At 72.1% G+C, this 17,316-nt stretch carries 16 protein-coding genes; 7 read left to right on the forward strand and 9 right to left on the reverse strand.

What is annotated here, in order from left to right; genetic code table 11:
• Positions 1-12 precede the first annotated feature (12 nt).
• Both HNR10_RS04670 and HNR10_RS04675 read left to right on the forward strand, forming a co-directional pair.
• Positions 13-903, forward strand: a complete 891-nt coding sequence (locus HNR10_RS04670) for a cell wall anchor protein (RefSeq protein ID WP_179821111.1) — start codon at positions 13-15, stop codon at positions 901-903.
• 172 nt (positions 904-1,075) lie between these two features.
• Positions 1,076-1,861, forward strand: a complete 786-nt coding sequence (locus HNR10_RS04675) for a hypothetical protein (protein ID WP_179821113.1) — start codon at positions 1,076-1,078, stop codon at positions 1,859-1,861.
• Between the two features lie 59 nt (positions 1,862-1,920).
• Here HNR10_RS04675 and HNR10_RS04680 read toward each other — a convergent pair whose 3' ends face one another.
• Positions 1,921-2,130: a dodecin gene (locus HNR10_RS04680; protein WP_053618792.1), complete on the reverse strand. Its 210-nt coding sequence runs from the start codon at positions 2,128-2,130 to the stop codon at positions 1,921-1,923.
• Between the two features lie 682 nt (positions 2,131-2,812).
• Here HNR10_RS04680 and HNR10_RS04685 point away from each other — a divergent pair.
• On the forward strand, positions 2,813-3,031 hold the full coding sequence (locus HNR10_RS04685; protein WP_179821114.1) for a hypothetical protein: 219 nt from the start codon (positions 2,813-2,815) through the stop codon (positions 3,029-3,031).
• A 48-nt stretch (positions 3,032-3,079) separates the two neighbouring features.
• Here the strand turns inward: HNR10_RS04685 and HNR10_RS04690 are convergent, their stop codons facing one another.
• From HNR10_RS04690 to HNR10_RS04705, 4 genes are all read right to left on the reverse strand, one after another.
• Positions 3,080-6,562, reverse strand: coding sequence for a hypothetical protein (locus HNR10_RS04690; RefSeq protein WP_179821116.1), 3,483 nt, complete (start codon positions 6,560-6,562; stop codon positions 3,080-3,082).
• 168 nt (positions 6,563-6,730) lie between these two features.
• Positions 6,731-6,913, reverse strand: a complete 183-nt coding sequence (locus HNR10_RS04695; RefSeq protein WP_179821117.1) for a DUF397 domain-containing protein — start codon at positions 6,911-6,913, stop codon at positions 6,731-6,733.
• A 40-nt stretch (positions 6,914-6,953) separates the two neighbouring features.
• The gene (locus tag HNR10_RS04700; protein WP_179821119.1) at positions 6,954-7,130 is read right to left on the reverse strand and encodes a DUF397 domain-containing protein; all 177 of its coding nucleotides are present in this window, start codon (positions 7,128-7,130) and stop codon (positions 6,954-6,956) included.
• On the reverse strand, positions 7,127-7,873 hold the full coding sequence (locus HNR10_RS04705) for a helix-turn-helix domain-containing protein (RefSeq protein WP_082376679.1): 747 nt from the start codon (positions 7,871-7,873) through the stop codon (positions 7,127-7,129). The genes HNR10_RS04700 and HNR10_RS04705 overlap by 4 nt, the downstream gene beginning before the upstream one ends.
• 98 nt (positions 7,874-7,971) lie before the next feature.
• Between HNR10_RS04705 and HNR10_RS04710 the strand changes: the two genes are divergently transcribed.
• Complete coding sequence (locus tag HNR10_RS04710) at positions 7,972-8,223, forward strand: hypothetical protein (protein WP_179821120.1); 252 nt, start codon at positions 7,972-7,974, stop codon at positions 8,221-8,223.
• A 207-nt stretch (positions 8,224-8,430) separates the two neighbouring features.
• Here HNR10_RS04710 and mobA read toward each other — a convergent pair whose 3' ends face one another.
• From mobA to moaA, 3 genes are all read right to left on the reverse strand, one after another.
• Positions 8,431-9,051, reverse strand: a complete 621-nt coding sequence (gene mobA / locus HNR10_RS04715; RefSeq protein WP_312889114.1) for a molybdenum cofactor guanylyltransferase — start codon at positions 9,049-9,051, stop codon at positions 8,431-8,433.
• Between the two features lie 38 nt (positions 9,052-9,089).
• The gene (locus tag HNR10_RS04720) at positions 9,090-10,277 is read right to left on the reverse strand and encodes an RtcB family protein (protein WP_179821122.1); all 1,188 of its coding nucleotides are present in this window, start codon (positions 10,275-10,277) and stop codon (positions 9,090-9,092) included.
• A gap of 121 nt (positions 10,278-10,398) precedes the next feature.
• Positions 10,399-11,406 carry a GTP 3',8-cyclase MoaA gene (gene moaA, locus HNR10_RS04725; RefSeq protein WP_179829534.1) on the reverse strand — a complete coding sequence of 336 codons (1,008 nt, stop codon included), beginning with the start codon at positions 11,404-11,406 and terminating at the stop codon, positions 10,399-10,401.
• Between the two features lie 368 nt (positions 11,407-11,774).
• Between moaA and HNR10_RS04730 the strand changes: the two genes are divergently transcribed.
• Positions 11,775-12,596, forward strand: coding sequence for an alpha/beta hydrolase (locus HNR10_RS04730; protein WP_179821123.1), 822 nt, complete (start codon positions 11,775-11,777; stop codon positions 12,594-12,596).
• A 154-nt stretch (positions 12,597-12,750) separates the two neighbouring features.
• Here the strand turns inward: HNR10_RS04730 and yczR are convergent, their stop codons facing one another.
• Positions 12,751-14,196, reverse strand: a complete 1,446-nt coding sequence (yczR, locus tag HNR10_RS04735) for a MocR-like transcription factor YczR (protein ID WP_376769731.1) — start codon at positions 14,194-14,196, stop codon at positions 12,751-12,753.
• A gap of 243 nt (positions 14,197-14,439) precedes the next feature.
• On the opposite strand from yczR, the gene yczE reads away from it, so the two are divergent.
• Together yczE and HNR10_RS04745 are read left to right on the forward strand one after the other, a co-directional pair.
• The gene (gene yczE, locus HNR10_RS04740) at positions 14,440-15,072 is read left to right on the forward strand and encodes a membrane protein YczE (RefSeq protein ID WP_179821127.1); all 633 of its coding nucleotides are present in this window, start codon (positions 14,440-14,442) and stop codon (positions 15,070-15,072) included.
• A gap of 427 nt (positions 15,073-15,499) precedes the next feature.
• Positions 15,500-17,305: a glycoside hydrolase family 15 protein gene (locus tag HNR10_RS04745; protein WP_246406060.1), complete on the forward strand. Its 1,806-nt coding sequence runs from the start codon at positions 15,500-15,502 to the stop codon at positions 17,303-17,305.
• The last annotated feature ends 11 nt before the right edge of the window (positions 17,306-17,316 follow it).

Here is a 17,316-nt window from a genome sequence, read left to right on the forward strand (position 1 = left end):
GACCCTGACCCGGTGACCACCGCGCAGCTCTGGACACTCGTGGCACTCGGCGCCTTCCACGGCCTGCACCCCGGCATGGGCTGGCTGTTGGCCGTCTCCCGCGGCCTCCAGGAGGGCGGACGCCGGGAGGTGCTGCGCTCCCTCCCGGCGATCGCCCTGGGCCACGCCGCCAGCGTGGGAGTCGCGGCGGCGGCCATCACGCTCACCGGTTCGGCGACCGCCTCGGTTCTCTTCCCGGTCGCGGGCGGCGCCGTGATCGTGCTGGTGGGGCTGTTCATGCTGCTGTCGCGACGACACTTCCACTGGCGTGAGGTCCGCCTGTCGCTGAGGCAGCTGACGGCGTGGGCGTTCCTCATGTCGTCCGCGCACGGGGCCGGGCTCATGCTGATGCCGGTCCTGGCCGGCCGGCTCGGGCAGGCGCACGGCGGCGGACACGGCCACCACGAGGTGACCGCCCCGGTGTCGGAAGAGGCCGGGAGCGGTGGGGCGGGCGGGGAACCGGGTGCGGCGGAGGCCCCTGGCGCAGTGGGCGGCACCGGGACGAGCGGGACGCCCGAGGCACCAGCGACGAACGAGGTGCCGGAGGCGAGCAACACCGGGGCGGGTGGTGCTTCAGGGGCGAGCGGGGCACCAGAGTCGAGTGGGGAACCAGGGACGAGCGGAACATCAGGGGCGGCCGAGGTGGTCGGTGACACGTGGAGCCTGTGGGACGCGACTCTGCTCGGCGCCGGGGCGACCGCCGTCCACTCCCTGGCGATGCTGGTGGCGGCGGGCGTCGCTGCCCTGATCGCCTACGACTTCGTGGGCGTGCACGCGCTGCGTTGGCGCGGGGTCACGATGGACCGGATCTGGGCCGTGACCCTGGTCCTGGGCGGGCTCTTCGTCCTGTGGTCGGTCTGGTGAGCACCCCGTCGGCCCGCGCCCGCCACGATATGTGACGGTAGCCACACCCCGTTCCTGGGCACAAGCAGGCCATGTCCGAAATCTGGTGAGTCCTCCAGGAGTTATGTGTCTGGGAGCAGTGCCGCGCGGTCACGACCGATGCCGTCGGCCAGCACACACAGGGGGCATGCGCATGGCACACAGACCGGCGGGACACGGGCGCCGATGGAACGGACTCCTGCTGTCCGTGGCCGTCCTCGTGGTGTTGGGCGTGGTCGCGGTCCTGGCGACCCGCTGGGTGGCGCAGCGCACGGCGCCGCCGATCTCCATGCCTTGGGGTCCCGACTGCGCCGTCACGACCGACGAGGGCCAGGTACGCCTGGACCGCGACCAGGCGCAGCGGGCCACCACCGCGGCCGCCGTCACCGTCCAGGGTGACTCGGCTCCGGTGGAGGCTCCGAACACCGACGACATTCCCGACGACGTGATGACACGCCTCGTGGAGGGCCCCGCGGACGACGCCGGGCCGTCGCTGACCTGCCGCTCCACCGACAACCCCGATCTCGGGGTGGAGAACGAGCTGGAGCCGTCCGGGCTGACGCCGCGCGCCCAACAGCTCCACGACGGCCTGGTGGAGCACTTCGCCGACCTGAGCCTGGGCGGCTATGAGCCCGGCGGCTACGACACGGGCCACGGCGAGAACTCGGCGCACTACGAGGGCCGGGCGATCGACATCTTCTACCGGCCGGTCGACGAGGACAACCGGCGGGCGGGGTGGATCATGGCGCACTGGCTGATCGCGCACGCCCCCGACTACGAGGTCGCCGTGATCATCTTCGACGACCGCATCTGGAGCACGACCTTCCCGTCTCTGGGCTGGCGGCACTACGAGGCCGACCCCGACAACGAGATCCTGCGCCACCTGGACCACGTGCACGTGGACGTCCAGCGGGGTGAGGAGGCGCTCGACGTCGGCTGACCGCGGTCGGGGCGGGGTCGGCCGATCGCGACGGCCGGCCCGGCCCCGACCACCGCGGCTCAGTCGTCGAGCCGGAAACCCACCTTGAGGCCCACCTGGTAGTGCGCGATGGCGCCGTCCTCGATGTGTCCGCGGACCTGGGTGACCTCGAACCAGTCGAGCTCGCGCAGCGTCGCGGCGGCACGGTCGATGCCGTTGCGGATGGCCTGATCGATCCCCTGCGGCGAGGTTCCGACGATCTCCGTGACGCGGTACGTGTGGTGGGACATCAGTGACCCCCTGCGTAGTCGGTTGCACGGTCGCGGCGAGGCGACCCTCCGTCACCTGCCTCCCCGGAAACGGCCTCGGCCACACGGAAGGCGTGCAACCCGGTGGGCACTGTCACGTTCGCGCGCGTGCACCTCTTGACCTTTTCCAGAAGGCGTGATTACCCGGGATTGAAGCACCTTTGACCCAAGGAATCGGCCTTCCTCGGGAGGAAATCACCCGTACGGCATGGGTGAACTGTCAGATTAGTCCTGACCTGGGACTAAGGGCCCATCAACGGTGGGACTCTCCCGAGACAACGTCGTAACTGACTCTTGACGTACCCCGGGGGGCGTCGGTGTACATTGGGTTCTAGCGCTTCGGTCCCCCGTCGAAGCGCGGAGCGATGTTTCGAGCCCCCGTTGAAACATCGCGCACGACGCCGGGTGGTTTGCCCCCGTAACCACCCGGCGTCGCCTATTCTCCGGGCGAGTCGGCGAATACCCGGCTGTTGCCACGCCTTGACCCTCGGCCCGGATTTCCCCATGGGGTTTTGAACCTCCACGAGCCTCCGGGCCCGACCGCGGTGGCCGTGTCCGGCGGACGTGCTCGTAGCGGACGCGTTCGGGGCCCGTCCCGGGCGCACGTAGGGTGAAGGCGCGGGTGGACAACCCGCTCCAGCCCCCGAACGAGGAACGATCTGCTTTGGGTGACTCCGGACCCGCCGTCGAGACGCAGTGCTCACGGCGCGACTGCCGCGCTTCGGCGACCTGGGCCCTGGTGTGGAACAACCCCAAGGTCCACACTCCCGACCGCCGCAAGGTGTGGGTCGCCTGTGACGAGCACCGCGAGTACCTGAGCTCGTTCCTGGACGCCCGCGGCTTCCTGCGCGAGGTCACGCCCATGGCGGAGTTCCAGGGCTGAGCGGGGGCGCGCCCGCTCAGGACGCGCCCCGGCCGGAGGTCCCGGCCCTCACATCACCGCGAGGCGCCACGCGGCCAGGCGGACGGCCTCGTGCCCGGTCTCCCCGGCCCTGGTGAGCAGGTCCGGCCAGGGACCGGCCCAGCCGGCGGACCGGCCGCAGCGCTCGATGATCTCCAGCGCGACCAGCCCCCTCATCACGCCCTCGCCGCCGCTGCCCGCCTTCGACCTCTGCAGCAGGCGGGACACGGTCCTCTCCAGGACGTCCGCGGGCACGCGTTCGTCACCGCCGTAGCGCCCGTGCACGGGATCGACCAGGACGTTCACGAAGACCTCGGTCCGTCGCGGACAGCGGGCGAGCAGGCGCGCGCCGGTCAGGAGCCGCACCGACAGCCACTGCCACGTGGGGGCGGCCTCCTCCTCGCCGCCCGCGCGCACTCGGCGGTGGATTCCGTTGGCGACGACCCGCACCGCCTCGGGCGCGAGTTCGGGACGGGCCGCGAGGTGGTCCAGGACCCGCCCGGCCTGCAGGGAGACCCCTTCGTCACCGCCCGAGTCCTGGCGGGCCGTTACGGCCTCGATCAGGTCGAGGACGCGCACCAACCGCGCGGCGGCCTCGCCGCGCTCTCCGACGGGCAGCCGGCGGGGGATGCCCTCGTCGGGCCCGGGAACGGCGTCGATCAGCCGGACGGCCACCTCGGCGACCCGGTCACGGGCGGACCCGGAGTGCACGAGGGCCTCGAACGCGCTGACCGCCTGGAGGCCGGGAACGTCCAGGTCGCAGGCGGCGTCGACGATCTCGTCCACGTTCCGGTCGGACCAGGGGGCCCAGCGGGCGGTCCAGCCGGCCAGCCGCCAGTGGTGGCGCTCGGGCGCGGGCAGGGCGCTCACCACCGCGGCCGCCTGTCGGCGGCGGTCCGGCGGGCACACGCGCGGCGGGACCTGGAGGACGGCGGTCTGCGTCTCCAGGTCCGTGAACCCGTCCGCGTGGGCCGCCAGTGCCCGCACGGCCTCCGGATGGTCGGCGGCGCGCATGAGGGATCCCGCCACGGCGGCGCGCACGTCCCGGTGCAGCCCCGGCACGGCCAGCACGCGGGCCAGGTGCCCGACGCCGCCGGGCGGACGGTGGTGCTCCAGCAGCCGGGCCGCGCTCTTGCGGAGCGTGATCTTGGCGGGTCCGTCCAGGACCCGTGCCAGCACGGGGCCCAGCCGGGACGGGGGCACCCGTTGGGCGCACCTGCCCAGGGCGGGTCCGGCGGCCCGGGACTGGGGGCCGTCGGCGTGCTCCAGGATGCGCTCCAGCGCGCGTTCGGGTGCGTCGCAGCGGCCGAGGGCGCGCAGGGCGGCCTCGCGGAGGACGACGTCCGGGCTCGCCGCGAAGGGGGCCAGCCGGTCCAGGGTGCCCGGGAGGGTCCCCAGCTCCGCGATGGCCGACTCGCGTTCGTCCGGTGTCCGGTCGGAGTCGGCGGCGAGCGCCTCCAGGTGGGCCGCGACACGGTCGCGCACCCGGTCCGGCCAGGCGCGTGCCGCACGCGGCGGGATCGGCGGCACCCACACCCGCCCCTCGGCGCGGCGGTGCTCCTCGGCCGCGTCCAGGACGCGTTCCAGGACGGCGGGCGCGGCGTCGCGGGCCAGGACCTCCCAGACCGCCGGGATCCGCGCGGTGGCGGGATCGGCGTCGAGCAACCCGTGCGCGCGGCGGGCCCGGTCCGGATGGGCGAGGTACCAGCGCGCGGCCCAGAGCGCCGTGCCGGACTCGGGGTCGTGCAGGACCGCCGGGACCAGGTAGTTGTCGGCGAGATCGCGCAGGTGTTCGGCACGGTCGCCCAGCTCCCAGGCCAGCCGGACCGCGAGCGCGTGGGCGCCCCGAGCCTTCTCCGCGTCGAGCGCCGGGCGCAGGCGCCGGTACAGGTCGTGTTCGCGTCCGGGTGGCAGGACCTGGTCCAGATAGCGCTCGGCGACGTCCTGGCGCCGCCGCCCGCGCAGGCACCACCACGGCGGTGCGTGCTCGGGACGCCCCCACTTCCCCAGGCCCTGGACGCCGAACCGCTCCATGAGGCGGGCGTACACGTCCAGTCCCCAGCCCGAGGCGGCCGGGTCGGCCGCCGTCCGCGGGTGGCGCAGGACCCGCGCGGCCAGGTCGCGCAGGGCTCGGCGGGTGTCCGCCGAGCAGTCGCGCGCCTCGACGGCGGCGGTGAGCAGGCGAACGAGGGGCCTGCCGTCGTCGGGCGCGGCGTCGGAGCCGTCCGGGGTGGCCAGGCCCGCCCTGGCCATCAGGACCGGGTGCACTCCGCACAGGGCCCGGATCAGGGCCCGCCGGACCGGGTCGCGTTCGGCCCGCGTACGTTCGACGCGTTCGGTGAGTACGCGTGCGAGCCGATCGGCGTCGCCGGTCCGGGCGGTGGCCTCCACCAGTCGGCTCAGCCCTCGGGCCCGGCGGTCGGTGTCCCCGGAGGAGGCCGCGTCCTCCAGGCGGGGCGCCGCCTCGGCGTAGGGAAGGAAAGCGACCGCGTCGAGGTCCGCGTTCGGGTCCGTGCGGGTGGAGCGCACCTGGAAGCCGCCCATCCAGTCCAGCGCGCGCCGCGCCTCGCGGGCGGCTTCCTCGGGCGACAGGAGCTCCAGGTAGGGCAGGAGCGCGGTCGCCGACCGCGCTCCCGCCGTGCTACGGAAGCGGTCGATGTGTGCCTGCCGCGTCTCGGGCGGCATGGCGCGCAGGACCTTCAGCACCGACGCCTTGTCGAAGCGCATCGATCGGCGCAGGAGCCGCACCGACCGGTCGCCGCCGCGCAGCGCGGGGTAGTGCACGGGGTAGTGGTGGGGTCCGCCCTCACCGTGCCGGGCGCGGTGCGCGTGCGGGAACGTGAGCCGGTTGAGGTCGCGCTCCTTCAGCGCCCCGGCCACCTCCTGGGGGCGGACCGGGTCGAGGGCCTGGAGCGCCCGCCACAGGGGGGACCACCTGATCTGGTCCGCGTCCTCTCGGCGGACGAGGTCGAGGACGACGTCCGAATGGCGTCGGGCGAGCCGGCGCCAGGAGCGCACGGCGTGCGCGAGGCCGGGCAGGTGGTCGGCGACCCGCTCGGGTGAGCAGGCGGGCAGCAATGCGGCGGCCTCGGCGTCACCGTACTCGTCGCGCACACGGGCCAGCAGGCCGTCCGCGAGCGCGGTACGCCTGCCGTGGTAGAGCGTCCGGTACAGGGCGCGCCGCAGTCCGGTCGGGGCGTCATCGAGCAGGGGTGTGACGGCGTCGTCGGGAACCAGGCCGACCCCGCGCAGAGCGCACCGGCGCACGGCCGTGTCGGGTCCGGACAGGTAGCGGGTGAGGGCGGCGGTGTCCCGCGCGGCGGTGGCCATGTGCACGGCGAGGTACCCGTGGCCGCCGGTTTCGAGCTGCCGGAGGATCCCGGCGAGATGGGGTGTTCCCGCGTGGTCGCGGGCGTAGAGCGCCAGACGCGTCGTCCGCTGGGCGGAGGAGAGGTCGGCGAGGGAGGACAGGAGCTGGGTGGCCGACGCGTGCGTCGGCGCGGTGGGGCTCAACGGCCCGGGCGGATTCCGCCCTTCCTGATCGTCATGGCGCTCATGATGGCCGACGGGCCGGTGTTCCGCAAGCCCGGTCAGCTCTGCGCCGCCCGTTCAGGGTCCATCCCCGCCGGTCACATACCGAACCCCGGGCCGCCGACCCGGCATACCTCACCACTGGGCGAGTCAGCCGCGTGCACACCCGACGACAGTGGCGAGCAGGGACGTCCACTCGGAGGCTGGGAGCACCAGCGTCGCGTGGCGTGGGTACTTGGAGTCGCGCAGCTGGGCACCACCGGTGGCACTTCGAGCTTCCACGCAGTTTCCGGTGTTCGGGGAGTACGAGCTCTTGGACCATTCCGACTTCATTGGAGACCTTCCAGGATCGCGGGGACCACCAGGCGGGGTGTCACACCTGGTCGCGGACCCCGGCGAGCAGGGCCACCCACTCACCACCGGGCACGGACAGGTGCCCGGCGTCACGGTTCACGGTGTCGCGCACATCAGCGCCGTGGACGTGTTCCCGCACCTCGACGCAGTTGGCACCGTTCGCGCTGTAACTGCTCTTGTGCCAATCGGAAATCATCGGGCGAGACCTTCCAGAACATCACGCGTGGCCATGTGCGGCAAGGATAGCGCGAGCGCGTTGCGCACCAGCTCTGAGATGCGGGGAAGCACCGAGTCGGAGTAGATGGCGTTCCCGTCGACATGGTCCGAAGTCGCCACCTGACGGCCGTCCACCAACCGGAACATCATCAGCGGCGACGTCACGCCCAAGAGGATGGACCCCTCCGGCACCAAGTGCAGGCTGACGCGTTCCGGAAGGTCCAGAAGGTGTTGCGCCTGCGCCCTGCCCACGTCGTCGGGCACACCCGTCAGCGCCGTCATGGGGAACACTGCCGACACGTGGGCGGTCAATTGTTCCAGCCGTGCGCTCCTCAGGCGCGCGAGGCGCTCCACATGATCTTCACTCAGCAGGGGCTGACCACTCCGGAAGACCAAGCGCGCGTATTCCAAGCACCACAGCAGCCCGGGAACGGCGACAGGCCCGATCAGGTCCACACGCGCGGCCATCTCCTCCAGACGTCCGATGTCCCTGAGGAAATGTGGCAACTCGCCGCCGTTGATGTGGTTCTCCCACGCCGTCACGACGTCCTCACCCACCCCCAACGCCTCACCCAGCGCCACCACCACATCGCGGCTGGGCATCACATGCCCGTTCAGGTATCGAGAAAGCGACGCCTGAGATATGCCCGTGCGGCGGGACAGAGCGGACTGGGTGAGCCCGGACAGGTCGAGGGACTTCCGGAGGTGCCGGGGGAAACTCATGGAAGCATCATCCAGCAGCGTTCCCCTCCTTGTCCCACGAATCCGGAAAACCAACGACGAGTAGAGGAAACCCCCAGGCAGAGCGCACCGTGGTGACCATGGAAGCTCTCAGGAATCTCGGCGCGGCGTTCGCGCACCGGCAACTGCTCAACTACCGGCGGGACGACACCCTCGTCGTCAACGACCCCTACCTCCGCCAGCGGGTGGAGATCACCGCGTACGGCCACTGGTACCGGTGGACCGGCCCGGACGGTACGCCCCAGCACAGCGACATCCACGCTCCCGGCCCCACCGTCGACCGGATCATCGACCAGTACGCCGGGCTCCACCTCGGAACGGGCGCTACGTGACCGGCCGCGACGACGACCGCCCGCCCCCGCGCAGCGGGATAGCGCGCGTCCTGACCCTCGAAGAATTCGCCCGGCTCATACGTCCCCGTTCCCCGGAACCCCCGCGACCAGTCCCGCCCGTCCCACCACGGCTGCCGCGTCGCAACTCAGACCGGCGCCGACGCGGGACCTAGCGTTCCGCGGGTCGTTCGGGGGGTGAGCCGGCTGTCAGCCGTCGTCCCGCAGATTCCCTTCGAGGTCGCGGCGGGCGCGGGCGAGGTCGTCAGGAGTGTCCACGTCGAACGCGGCGTGGCGGTCGGTCAGAGGAACCAGTCGCGGTGAGAGCGGACCGAGCAGACCGTACAGCGACCGGCCGCGATAGTTCCCCAGGGCCTCCCGCACGGCGGCGGTGCGCCAGATCCCGGTGAGCCACTGCTCGCGGCCGTCGTCGTCGACGAACACCGCGCCCGCCGTGTCCCCGGTCCCCTCGCGGAGGGCGTCGGCCAGGACGTCGAGGTGGCCGGGGGTCAGGTGCGGCAGATCCGCGGCCAGCAGCGCGAACCACTCCCGCTCCACGTACGGCAACCCGGCGCGCAGGGCCGGGACCGGCCCGGAACCGGGCGGGTCCTCGCGCACGTAGCGCGCGCGGGGGCTCTCGCGCGGCGGCCCGACGACCGTGACACCGGCGTCGGGGCTGTGGGAGCGGACCACCCCGGCGACCCGCTCCACCAGCGTGCTCCCGCCCACTGTCAACCCGGGCTTGTCGACGCCGCCCATGCGGCGCCCCCCGCCGCCGGCCAGGACCACCGCGTCCAGGCCGGGGCGCGTGCTCTTCGCTCGCTCGCTCACGTCCCCAGCATGGACCACGTCGGCACCCGGTGGACGGCTCAGCCCTTGACGCAGATCACCTGGCGCAGGTGGGCGGCCACCTCGACCAGGTCCGTCTGGGCCTCGATCACCGACTCCAGGTCCTTGTAGGCGCCGGGGATCTCGTCCACGACTCCCAGGTCCTTGCGGCACTCCACGCCCTTGGTCTGCTCCTCCAGGTCCGCCTTGGTGAAGGTCTTGCGGGCCTTGTTCCGGCTCATCCGCCGACCCGCACCGTGCGAGGCGGAGTTGAACGACTCCGGGTTCCCCAAACCCTTGACGATGTAGGTTCCCGTCGCCATGGAACCTGGAATAATTCCCCACTCACCGCGGCCCGCGCGGATGGCGCCCTTGCGGGTCACGAGCACGTCCACGCCGTCGTAGCTCTCCTCCGCCACGTAGTTGTGGTGGCAGGAGATCCACTGCACGAAGCCGGTGCCGGGGATCCGCTCGGCCACGGCCGCGCACGCCAGCCCCATCATGACGTCACGATTGCGCCGCGCGTAGTCCTGGGCCCAGAACAGGTCGCGGCGGTAGGCGTCCATCTCCGGAGTCCCGCTGAGGAAGACGGCGAGGTCCTGGTCGGGCAGGTCCTGGTTGTGCGGCAGGCCCTTGGCCCGACCGATGTGGTGGTCGGCGAGCTCCTTGCCGATGTTGCGCGACCCGGAGTGCAGGACGAGCCACACGGTCCCCTCGTCGTCCAGGCACACCTCCAGGAAGTGGTTGCCTCCCCCGAGGGTGCCCATCTGGCGTAGCGCCCGCTCACGACGCGGGTGGACGGCGTCGGCGAGGTCGTCGAACCCCTGCCAGAACGCGTCCCACCGCTTGCTGCGCAGACCCGGGACCCGTGCGGGGTCGACCGGCTCGTCGTGGGCGTGAAAGCCGACGGGGATCGCCGCCTCCAGCGCGTGGCGCAGCCCCCGCAGGTCGTCCGGCAGCCGGGACGCGGTCAGGTCGGTGCGGACCGCGGTCATGCCGCAGCCGATGTCCACGCCCACGGCCGCCGGGCTGACGGCGTCGCGCATGGCGATCACCGACCCGACCGTGGCGCCCTTGCCGAAGTGCACGTCGGGCATCACGGCCAGGCCGTGCACCCAGGGCACCCGGGTGACGTTGCGCAGCTGCTCCATCGCAGCGCCCTCGACCTGCTGCGGGTCGGCCCACATCCGGATCGGTACGCGGTCCCCCGCCACTTCGGTGTACGGCATGTCGATCCACCTCCCTGCTTCGTGATCCCGGCTCGTCGCGCTTCATCAAGCCAGATCCCGATCGGCGGTGGCAACGGGTTTTCGGTCCCTGCGTCGCTCTGCCGTTCGATCGCCCGGCCGCTCAGCCGCCGATCGCCGACATCGGACGCGCGGGTTGCAGGAACGAGGGGTCGTTGATCCCGTGGCCCGGCAGCTTGCTCGCCACGGCCGCCTCCCACTGCGCCACGAGCGCGTCGTCGTCGGCCCCCTCCCGCAGCAGGGTGCGCAGGTCGGACTCCTCCCGGGCGAACAGGCAGTTGCGCACCTGGCCGTCGGCGGTGAGCCGCACGCGGTCGCACGCCCCGCAGAAGGGCCGGGTGACCGAGCCGATGACGCCCACGGTGGCCTGCTCCCCGTTGGGGAAGCGCGTACCGCGGATGTGGAAGAGCTCGGCGGGCGCGCTGCCGCGCGTGTCGGCGTCGGCGGCGTCCAGCTCGAACTCGGTCTCCAGCAGCGCGAGGATCTCGTCGGCGGTGATCATGGTGTCGCGCCGCCACCCGTGCTGGGCGTCCAGCGGCATCTGCTCGATGAACCGCAGCTCGTAGCCGCGCTCGACGCAGTAGCGCAGGAGGTCGGCGGCCTCGTGCTCGTTGGTGTCGCGCATCAGGACGGCGTTCACCTTGACCGGGGTGAGCCCGGCGCGGGCCGCCCCCTCCAGGCCTTCGAGGACGTCGTCGAGCCGGCGGCGGCGGGCGAGCTTCTCGAACACGTCGTGGCGCAGGGTGTCGAGGGAGACGTTCACGCGGTCCAGCCCGGCCTCGGCGAGCGCGGGCGCCATGCGGGCGAGCCCGATCCCGTTCGTGGTCAGGGCGGTGTGGGGCCGGGGTTCGAGCGCGGTGGTCCCGGCGATGAGGCCCGGCAGGCCGCGGCGCAGGAGGGGCTCGCCCCCGGTGAAGCGGACCTCGGTGATGCCGAGGCGTGTCACACCCACGCCGATGAGGCGCAGGAGTTCCTCGTCGGTGAGGAGTTCCGGCTTGGGCAGCCACTCCAACCCTTCGGGGGGCATGCAGTAGGTGCATCTGAGGTTGCAGCGGTCCGTGAGCGACACACGCAGGTCGGTCGCACGTCGCCCATAGGAGTCGGCCAGCACGGGCGTCACCCTCTCCAGTCCGAGTTGCCGGGTGGGTTGTACGCGAGGTTCCCACCCGAGGGATACCCACTAGTAAGCGTAAAAGATCCCCTTTCACAATGAGTAGCCTTAATCACACCTTATGCCGTATTTCGTGGCTAAACACGAGAGTTGGCCGTCTTGTCTGGGCGACCTGCACGAACCTCCCACGTGATCGTTATGCCACTGATGCACGGATGCGGAGATCGCACCTCGATTCCCAGGAGCCCCGGTGGCCCCACCTCGCACACCTGCGCGGCGGGGGCGCCGCCCCGTAGGGTGACCGTCCTGAGGGGGCGATCCCACGACGATCGTCGCAGCAGCCGGTACGGAAGCGGAGGCAGGACACGGTGATCACGACACGCGAGTGGGCCCTGGCGGGCGGACCGGACGGATCGGGGCGGCTCGCCGCGCGCGCCTGGGTCTCCACCGACACCGAGCCCACCTGGCTGGCCGTCCTCGTCCACGGCTACGGCGAGCACCTGGGCCGCTACGAGCAGGTGGCGGCGGACCTGGTCGCGGCGGGAGCGGTCGTCTACGGCGCCGACCACCGCGGGCACGGGGGCTCCTCCGGTGAGCGGGTGCTCGTCGACGACTACGCGGGCGTGGTCGAGGACGTGCACCGGCTCGTCACGCAGGCGCGCACCGCCTACCGGACGCTGCCCCTGGTCATGATCGGCCACTCCATGGGCGGCCTCATCGCCGCCCGCTACGCCCAGACCCACCCGGGGGACCTCGCCGGCCTGGTGCTGTCCGGGCCGGTGCTGGGGCACTGGCAGGCCCTGGAGGACCTGGCCGCCGCCGAGGAGATCCCGGACGCTCCCATCGACCCCGACACCCTCTCGCGCGATCCGGCCGTGGGCGCGGCCTACGTGGCCGACCCCCTGGTGTGGCACGGCCCGTTCCGGCGGCCCACCGTGCTGGCCATGCTCCGGGAGCTGGACCGCGCCCGCGAGGCGGGGTGCGTGGAGTCACTGCCGCTGCTGTGGCTGCACGGATCGGACGACGCGCTCGTACCGATCAGCGGGACGAAGGCCGGCATCGAGACCCTCGCGGGGCCCGACTTCGCCGCACGGGTCTTCCCCGGCGCCCGGCACGAGATCTTCAACGAGACCAACCGCGACGAGGTGATGGCTGAGGTCGTCCGCTTCGCCCACCGCGTCACCTCGTAGGCCCGGGCGAACGGGCACAGTAGGGCGCCCCGCCCGCCCGGCTCCAGCGGACGGCCGCCGCAGCGCCGGATGGGCAGGCCTACCGCATCGGCAGGGCACACCGCTCGCCCGCCCCCAGTGGACGGGCCGACACACGGCCCGTCCACCCGTCCACTCAGACGTAGAGCTGGCCGCGCGGCTGGGCCGGGTGGGCCAGGGTCTCGGCGTAGGCGCGCGCCAACCGGTCCACCGCGTCGGCCAGCACGTCGGGCGGCTGGGTGTAGGCCAGGCGCAGGTACCGCTCCAGGGTGCCGTCGGTGCCGAACACCGGCCCGGCCGCGGGGTGCACCCCGTACCGGACCGCCGCGGCCGACAGCGCCGTCGCCACGGGCTGGGGCAGGGTCGCCCACAGCACCAGGCCGCCCCCGGGCACGCTGGGCCGCCAGTCCGGCAGGCGCTCGCGCATCGCGCGCAGCAGCGCGTCCCGGTTGCGGCGCAGCTGCCGGCTGCGCTCGGCCCGGATCCGGAGGACGTCGGACATCAGGTGCGTGACGACCAGCTGCTCCAGCACGGCCCCCGCGATGTCGAAGCGCTGGCGGACCGCCATGAGCCGGGCCACCATCGGCGGCGTGGTCCGCACCCAGCCCACCCGTAGTCCGCCCCACAGCAGCTTGGCGACCGAGCCGACGGTGAACACGCGCCCGTCGGTGTCGTAGGCCGCCACCGGCGCGGGCAGGTCGCCGGAGTCGATCGCCAGCTCGGCGACCGACTCGTCGATGATCAGGTGGCTGCCGGCGCGGCGCGCCTCCCTCACCAGGACGCGGCGCTCCTCGTCGTCCATCAGGGCGCCGGTCGGGTTCTGGAAGTCGGGGATGAGGTAGGCCAGGCCCGGGCGCCACTGGCGGAAGGCGTCGGCCAGGTACTCCATGTCCCAGCCCTGGGGCGTCACGCCGACCGTGCGGATCCGGGCGCCCCGGTGGCGGGCCGCGTCCACCGAGTGCGGGTAGGTGGGCGACTCGACCAGCACGTCGTCGCCGGCCTGCACCAGCAGGTCCATGAGCAGGGCCACGCCGTGCTGGGCACCGCTGGTGACGAAGATCTGCTCCGGCGTGGTGGGCAGCCCGCGCTCGACGTAGCGGCGGGCGATGGCGTGCCGGAGCTCGGGGAGGCCGTACGGGTAGTAGCCCAGCCCTCCCACGTGCGCGGCGAGCTGCTCGGAGGCCTGGAAGGCGGCGGCGCGCAGCCCTTCCACGGCCGGGGGCGCGGCCACGCCCAGGTCGATCTGCTCGGCCGCGGACGGAAAGGGCGCCGACTCCCCCGAACCGGAGTCCGGCAGCACCGTCCAGCTCCCCGCCCCCTGACGGCTGTCCAGGAAGCGGTTGTCGCGCAGCCAGGCGTAGGCGGCGGTGACGGTGTTGCGGCTCACACCGAGCGCGGTGGCCAGGTCGCGTTCGGCCGGCAGGCGGGTGTTGGTGGGCACGCGCCCGTCCAGGACCAGGCCGCTGACGGCCCGGGCGATGGCCAGGTAGTAGGGGCGTTCCACGGGCGCCTCGCCGATCAGGCGGGCGAGCAGGCGCCCATTGATGCGCCGCGTGCCACCGCCGGTGCCCGTGCGGTCCATCGTCCGCTTCCCCCTGGCCATGGATTCCCCGTTCGCGCGCGCATTCAGTCCACTTCAGCGTATTGGCCCTTCACGAACCGCGCCACTTCCGCCACTCTGACGATGCGGCCCGAGGAATGGCCTCTGATCCGATGACAGGATCTCTCGCGCGGTGTCCCGCCCACGCCGTCCGCACCGACGCCTCACCCCGACCCCGGCGCCCGCACCGACTCCCGACCGTGAAAGGCACCGGACCCCGCCGTGATGATCACCCCGATCCTGCCCCGCCCCCGCCTCCAGCGCCTCGTGCGGCTCTACGTCGGCCTGGTGCTGTACGGGCTCAGCGGCGCCCTGCTGATCGAGGCACGGCTGGGATCGATGCCCTGGGACGTGCTCCACCAGGGCCTGGCCCTGCGGTCGGGACTGTCCGTGGGCACGTGGAGCGTGATCGTGGGCGCCGCGCTCATGCTGCTGTGGATCCCGTTGCGCCAGAAGCCGGGGCTGGGCACGCTGAGCAACGTGGTGGTGATCGGCGTGGGCGTCGACGTGTTCATGTGGCTGATGCCGACGACCGAGTCGCTGGTGCTACGGGTGGGGCTGCTGGCCCTGGGCGTGCTGGCGTGCGCCGTGGCGACCGGCTGCTACATCGGCGCCGGACTGGGCGCCGGCCCGCGGGACGGGCTCATGACGGGGCTGGCGGCGCGCGGGTGGTCCGTGCGGCTGGCGCGCACTGTCATCGAGATCACGGTGGTGGTCACCGGAGTGCTCCTCGGCGGTACGGTCGGGGTCGGGACTGTGGTGTTCGCTGTCACTATCGGACCACTCGCGCAGGTCTTCATTCCGATGTTCCGAATGACTGAAATGCCGTCGGACGAACCGAAATCATCTCACCGTTAGCCGACCCGTCATCAGCACTTGATCACCGCGTCATAACTTCTGCCCGGACAAACTCCCGCAATGCATCCCATACCACGCCGACCCTGCAAATGCACGTGCACTTGCGGGTAGCGCGACCCCAGGGAAGAGGGGAAGATGGGGACCGCGGTGAACGGAAGGACCGTGTTCGGGCGGGTTCCGGCAATCCGGCCTTTTCGGCTGCCCTCACCTGGGAATATACCGGGTACCAGGCGAGCCGTAGGGCCGGAGAGGGGACGAGGCCCGGACGGCGCCCCTTTCCGACGGCGGACGGGTGTCGGCCGAGCGGAACGGGTGAGAGCCCCGACGGGGGAGCGCACACGGGCGTGCGCGACGTGCTCCGCGACGAAGCGGCACCCCCCGTCCCGACGACGGCACTCGCGCCAACCGCAGGAACAAGGACGACGTGATGGGGGTGAGCCGCGTGCCCGGCTGGATTGAAGACTACGCAATGATCGGCGACATGCAGACCGCCGCGCTGGTCGGGCGCGACGGTTCCATCGACTGGGCGTGTCTGCCGGATTTCGACTCCTCGGCCTGTTTCTCCGCCCTGCTCGGCGACGAACAGAACGGAAGCTGGTCGCTGCGCCCCGCCGACGGTGAACCGAACTCCACCCGGCGCCACTACCGGGGCGAGACGCTCATCCTGGAATCGGAGTGGGACACCGACACCGGATCGGTCCGGGTCATCGACTTCATGCCGCCGCGCGGCGGCGCCCCGCACATCGTGCGCATCGTCGAGGGCCTGAGCGGCGCGGTCGAGATGCACACCACCATGCGGATCCGCTACGACTACGGGCACGTGGTGCCCTGGATGCACCGGGCCGGCACCGAACTCGTCGCCATCGCGGGCCCCGACGCGATCTGGCTGAGCGCCCCCGTGGCCCTGCGGGGACACAACTTCACCCATGACGCGAACTTCACCGTCACCGCCGGCCAACGCGTGCCGTTCGTGATGACCTGGCACCCCTCCCAAGTGGAGGAGTCCGATCATTTGGACGCTGAGAAAGCGCTCTCCCGCACCGAGCGGTTCTGGGAGAAATGGGTCAGCCAGTGCACCTACGACGGCCCCTACCGCGAGGCCGTCATCCGCTCGCTCATCACCCTCAAGGCCCTCACCTACCGACCCACCGGCGGTATCGTCGCGGCACCCACCACCTCCCTCCCCGAGGAGATCGGGGGCGTGCGCAACTGGGACTACCGGTACTGCTGGCTGCGTGACGCCACCATCACCCTGGAGGCGCTGATCCGCTCCGGCTACAAGGACGAGGCCCTCGCCTGGCGCGAGTGGCTGGTCCGCGCCGTGGCCGGCGAACCCCAGCTCATGCAGATCATGTACGGCATCCGCGGCGAGCGGCGGCTGACCGAGTGGGAGGCCGACTGGCTGCCCGGCTACGAGGCCTCGCGCCCGGTCCGCATCGGCAACGCCGCCGTCGGCCAGTACCAGCTGGACGTGTACGGCGAGGTCATGGACGTGCTGCACCTGGCCCGGCGCTCGGGGATCCGCGGCGGCGACCACCTGTGGGGGCTCCAGCGCTCCCTGGTGAACTACCTGGAATGGTGCTGGGACGAGCCCGACGAGGGCCTGTGGGAAGTGCGCGGTCCCCGCCAGCACTTCGTGCACTCCAAGGTCATGGCCTGGGTGGCGGCCGACCGCGCGGTGCGCAGCATCGAGGAGTTCGGCAAGGAGGGCCCGGTCGAGCGCTGGAGGGCCCTGCGCGACACCATCCACGCCGAGGTCTGCGAGTACGGCTACGACCCCCAACGCAACACCTTCACCCAGTACTACGGCAGCAAGGAGCTGGACGCGGCCCTGCTGCTGATCCCCGAAGTCGGCTTCCTCCCCTACGACGACCCCCGCGTGATCGGCACCATCGAGGCGATCCGCAAGGACCTGATGGTCGACGGCTTCGTGCTGCGCTACCGCACGGACCTGGAGAACTCCGCCGACCAGCTGCCGGGCGACGAGGGCGCCTTCCTGGCGTGCAGCTTCTGGATGGCCAACGCGCTGCTGTCCATCGGCCGCCAGGAGGAGGCCAAGGAGCTGTTCGAGCGCCTGCTGTCGCTGCGCAACGACCTGGGCCTGCTGGCCGAGGAGTGGGACCCGCGGCTGGGCCGCCAGGTCGGCAACTTCCCCCAGGCGTTCAGCCACGTGCCCCTGGTGACCACCGCCCTCAACCTCGCCGACCGTCAGGGCGGCTGGCGCGCCGAGTGACCCCTCCGGTC

This window comes from Nocardiopsis aegyptia (assembly GCF_013410755.1).
In the GTDB taxonomy this organism is placed as follows: Bacteria; Actinomycetota; Actinomycetes; order Streptosporangiales; family Streptosporangiaceae; genus Nocardiopsis; species Nocardiopsis aegyptia.

Bases quoted from the DNA above. Each gene is read 5' to 3' on its own strand.
- HNR10_RS04705 (WP_082376679.1), bottom strand. From the start codon at position 7,873: ATGAGTTTCCCCCGGCACCTCCGGAAGTCCCTCGACCTGTCCGGGCTC.
- HNR10_RS04720 (WP_179821122.1), bottom strand. From the start codon at position 10,277: ATGCCGTACACCGAAGTGGCGGGGGACCGCGTACCGATCCGGATGTGG.
- HNR10_RS04700 (WP_179821119.1), bottom strand. From the start codon at position 7,130: ATGATTTCCGATTGGCACAAGAGCAGTTACAGCGCGAACGGTGCCAAC.
- yczR (WP_376769731.1), bottom strand. From the start codon at position 14,196: ATGGACCGCACGGGCACCGGCGGTGGCACGCGGCGCATCAATGGGCGC.
- HNR10_RS04745 (WP_246406060.1), top strand. From the start codon at position 15,500: ATGGGGGTGAGCCGCGTGCCCGGCTGGATTGAAGACTACGCAATGATC.
- HNR10_RS04675 (WP_179821113.1), top strand. From the start codon at position 1,076: ATGGCACACAGACCGGCGGGACACGGGCGCCGATGGAACGGACTCCTG.
- HNR10_RS04680 (WP_053618792.1), bottom strand. From the start codon at position 2,130: ATGTCCCACCACACGTACCGCGTCACGGAGATCGTCGGAACCTCGCCG.
- HNR10_RS04695 (WP_179821117.1), bottom strand. From the start codon at position 6,913: ATGAAGTCGGAATGGTCCAAGAGCTCGTACTCCCCGAACACCGGAAAC.
- HNR10_RS04710 (WP_179821120.1), top strand. From the start codon at position 7,972: ATGGAAGCTCTCAGGAATCTCGGCGCGGCGTTCGCGCACCGGCAACTG.
- yczE (WP_179821127.1), top strand. From the start codon at position 14,440: ATGATCACCCCGATCCTGCCCCGCCCCCGCCTCCAGCGCCTCGTGCGG.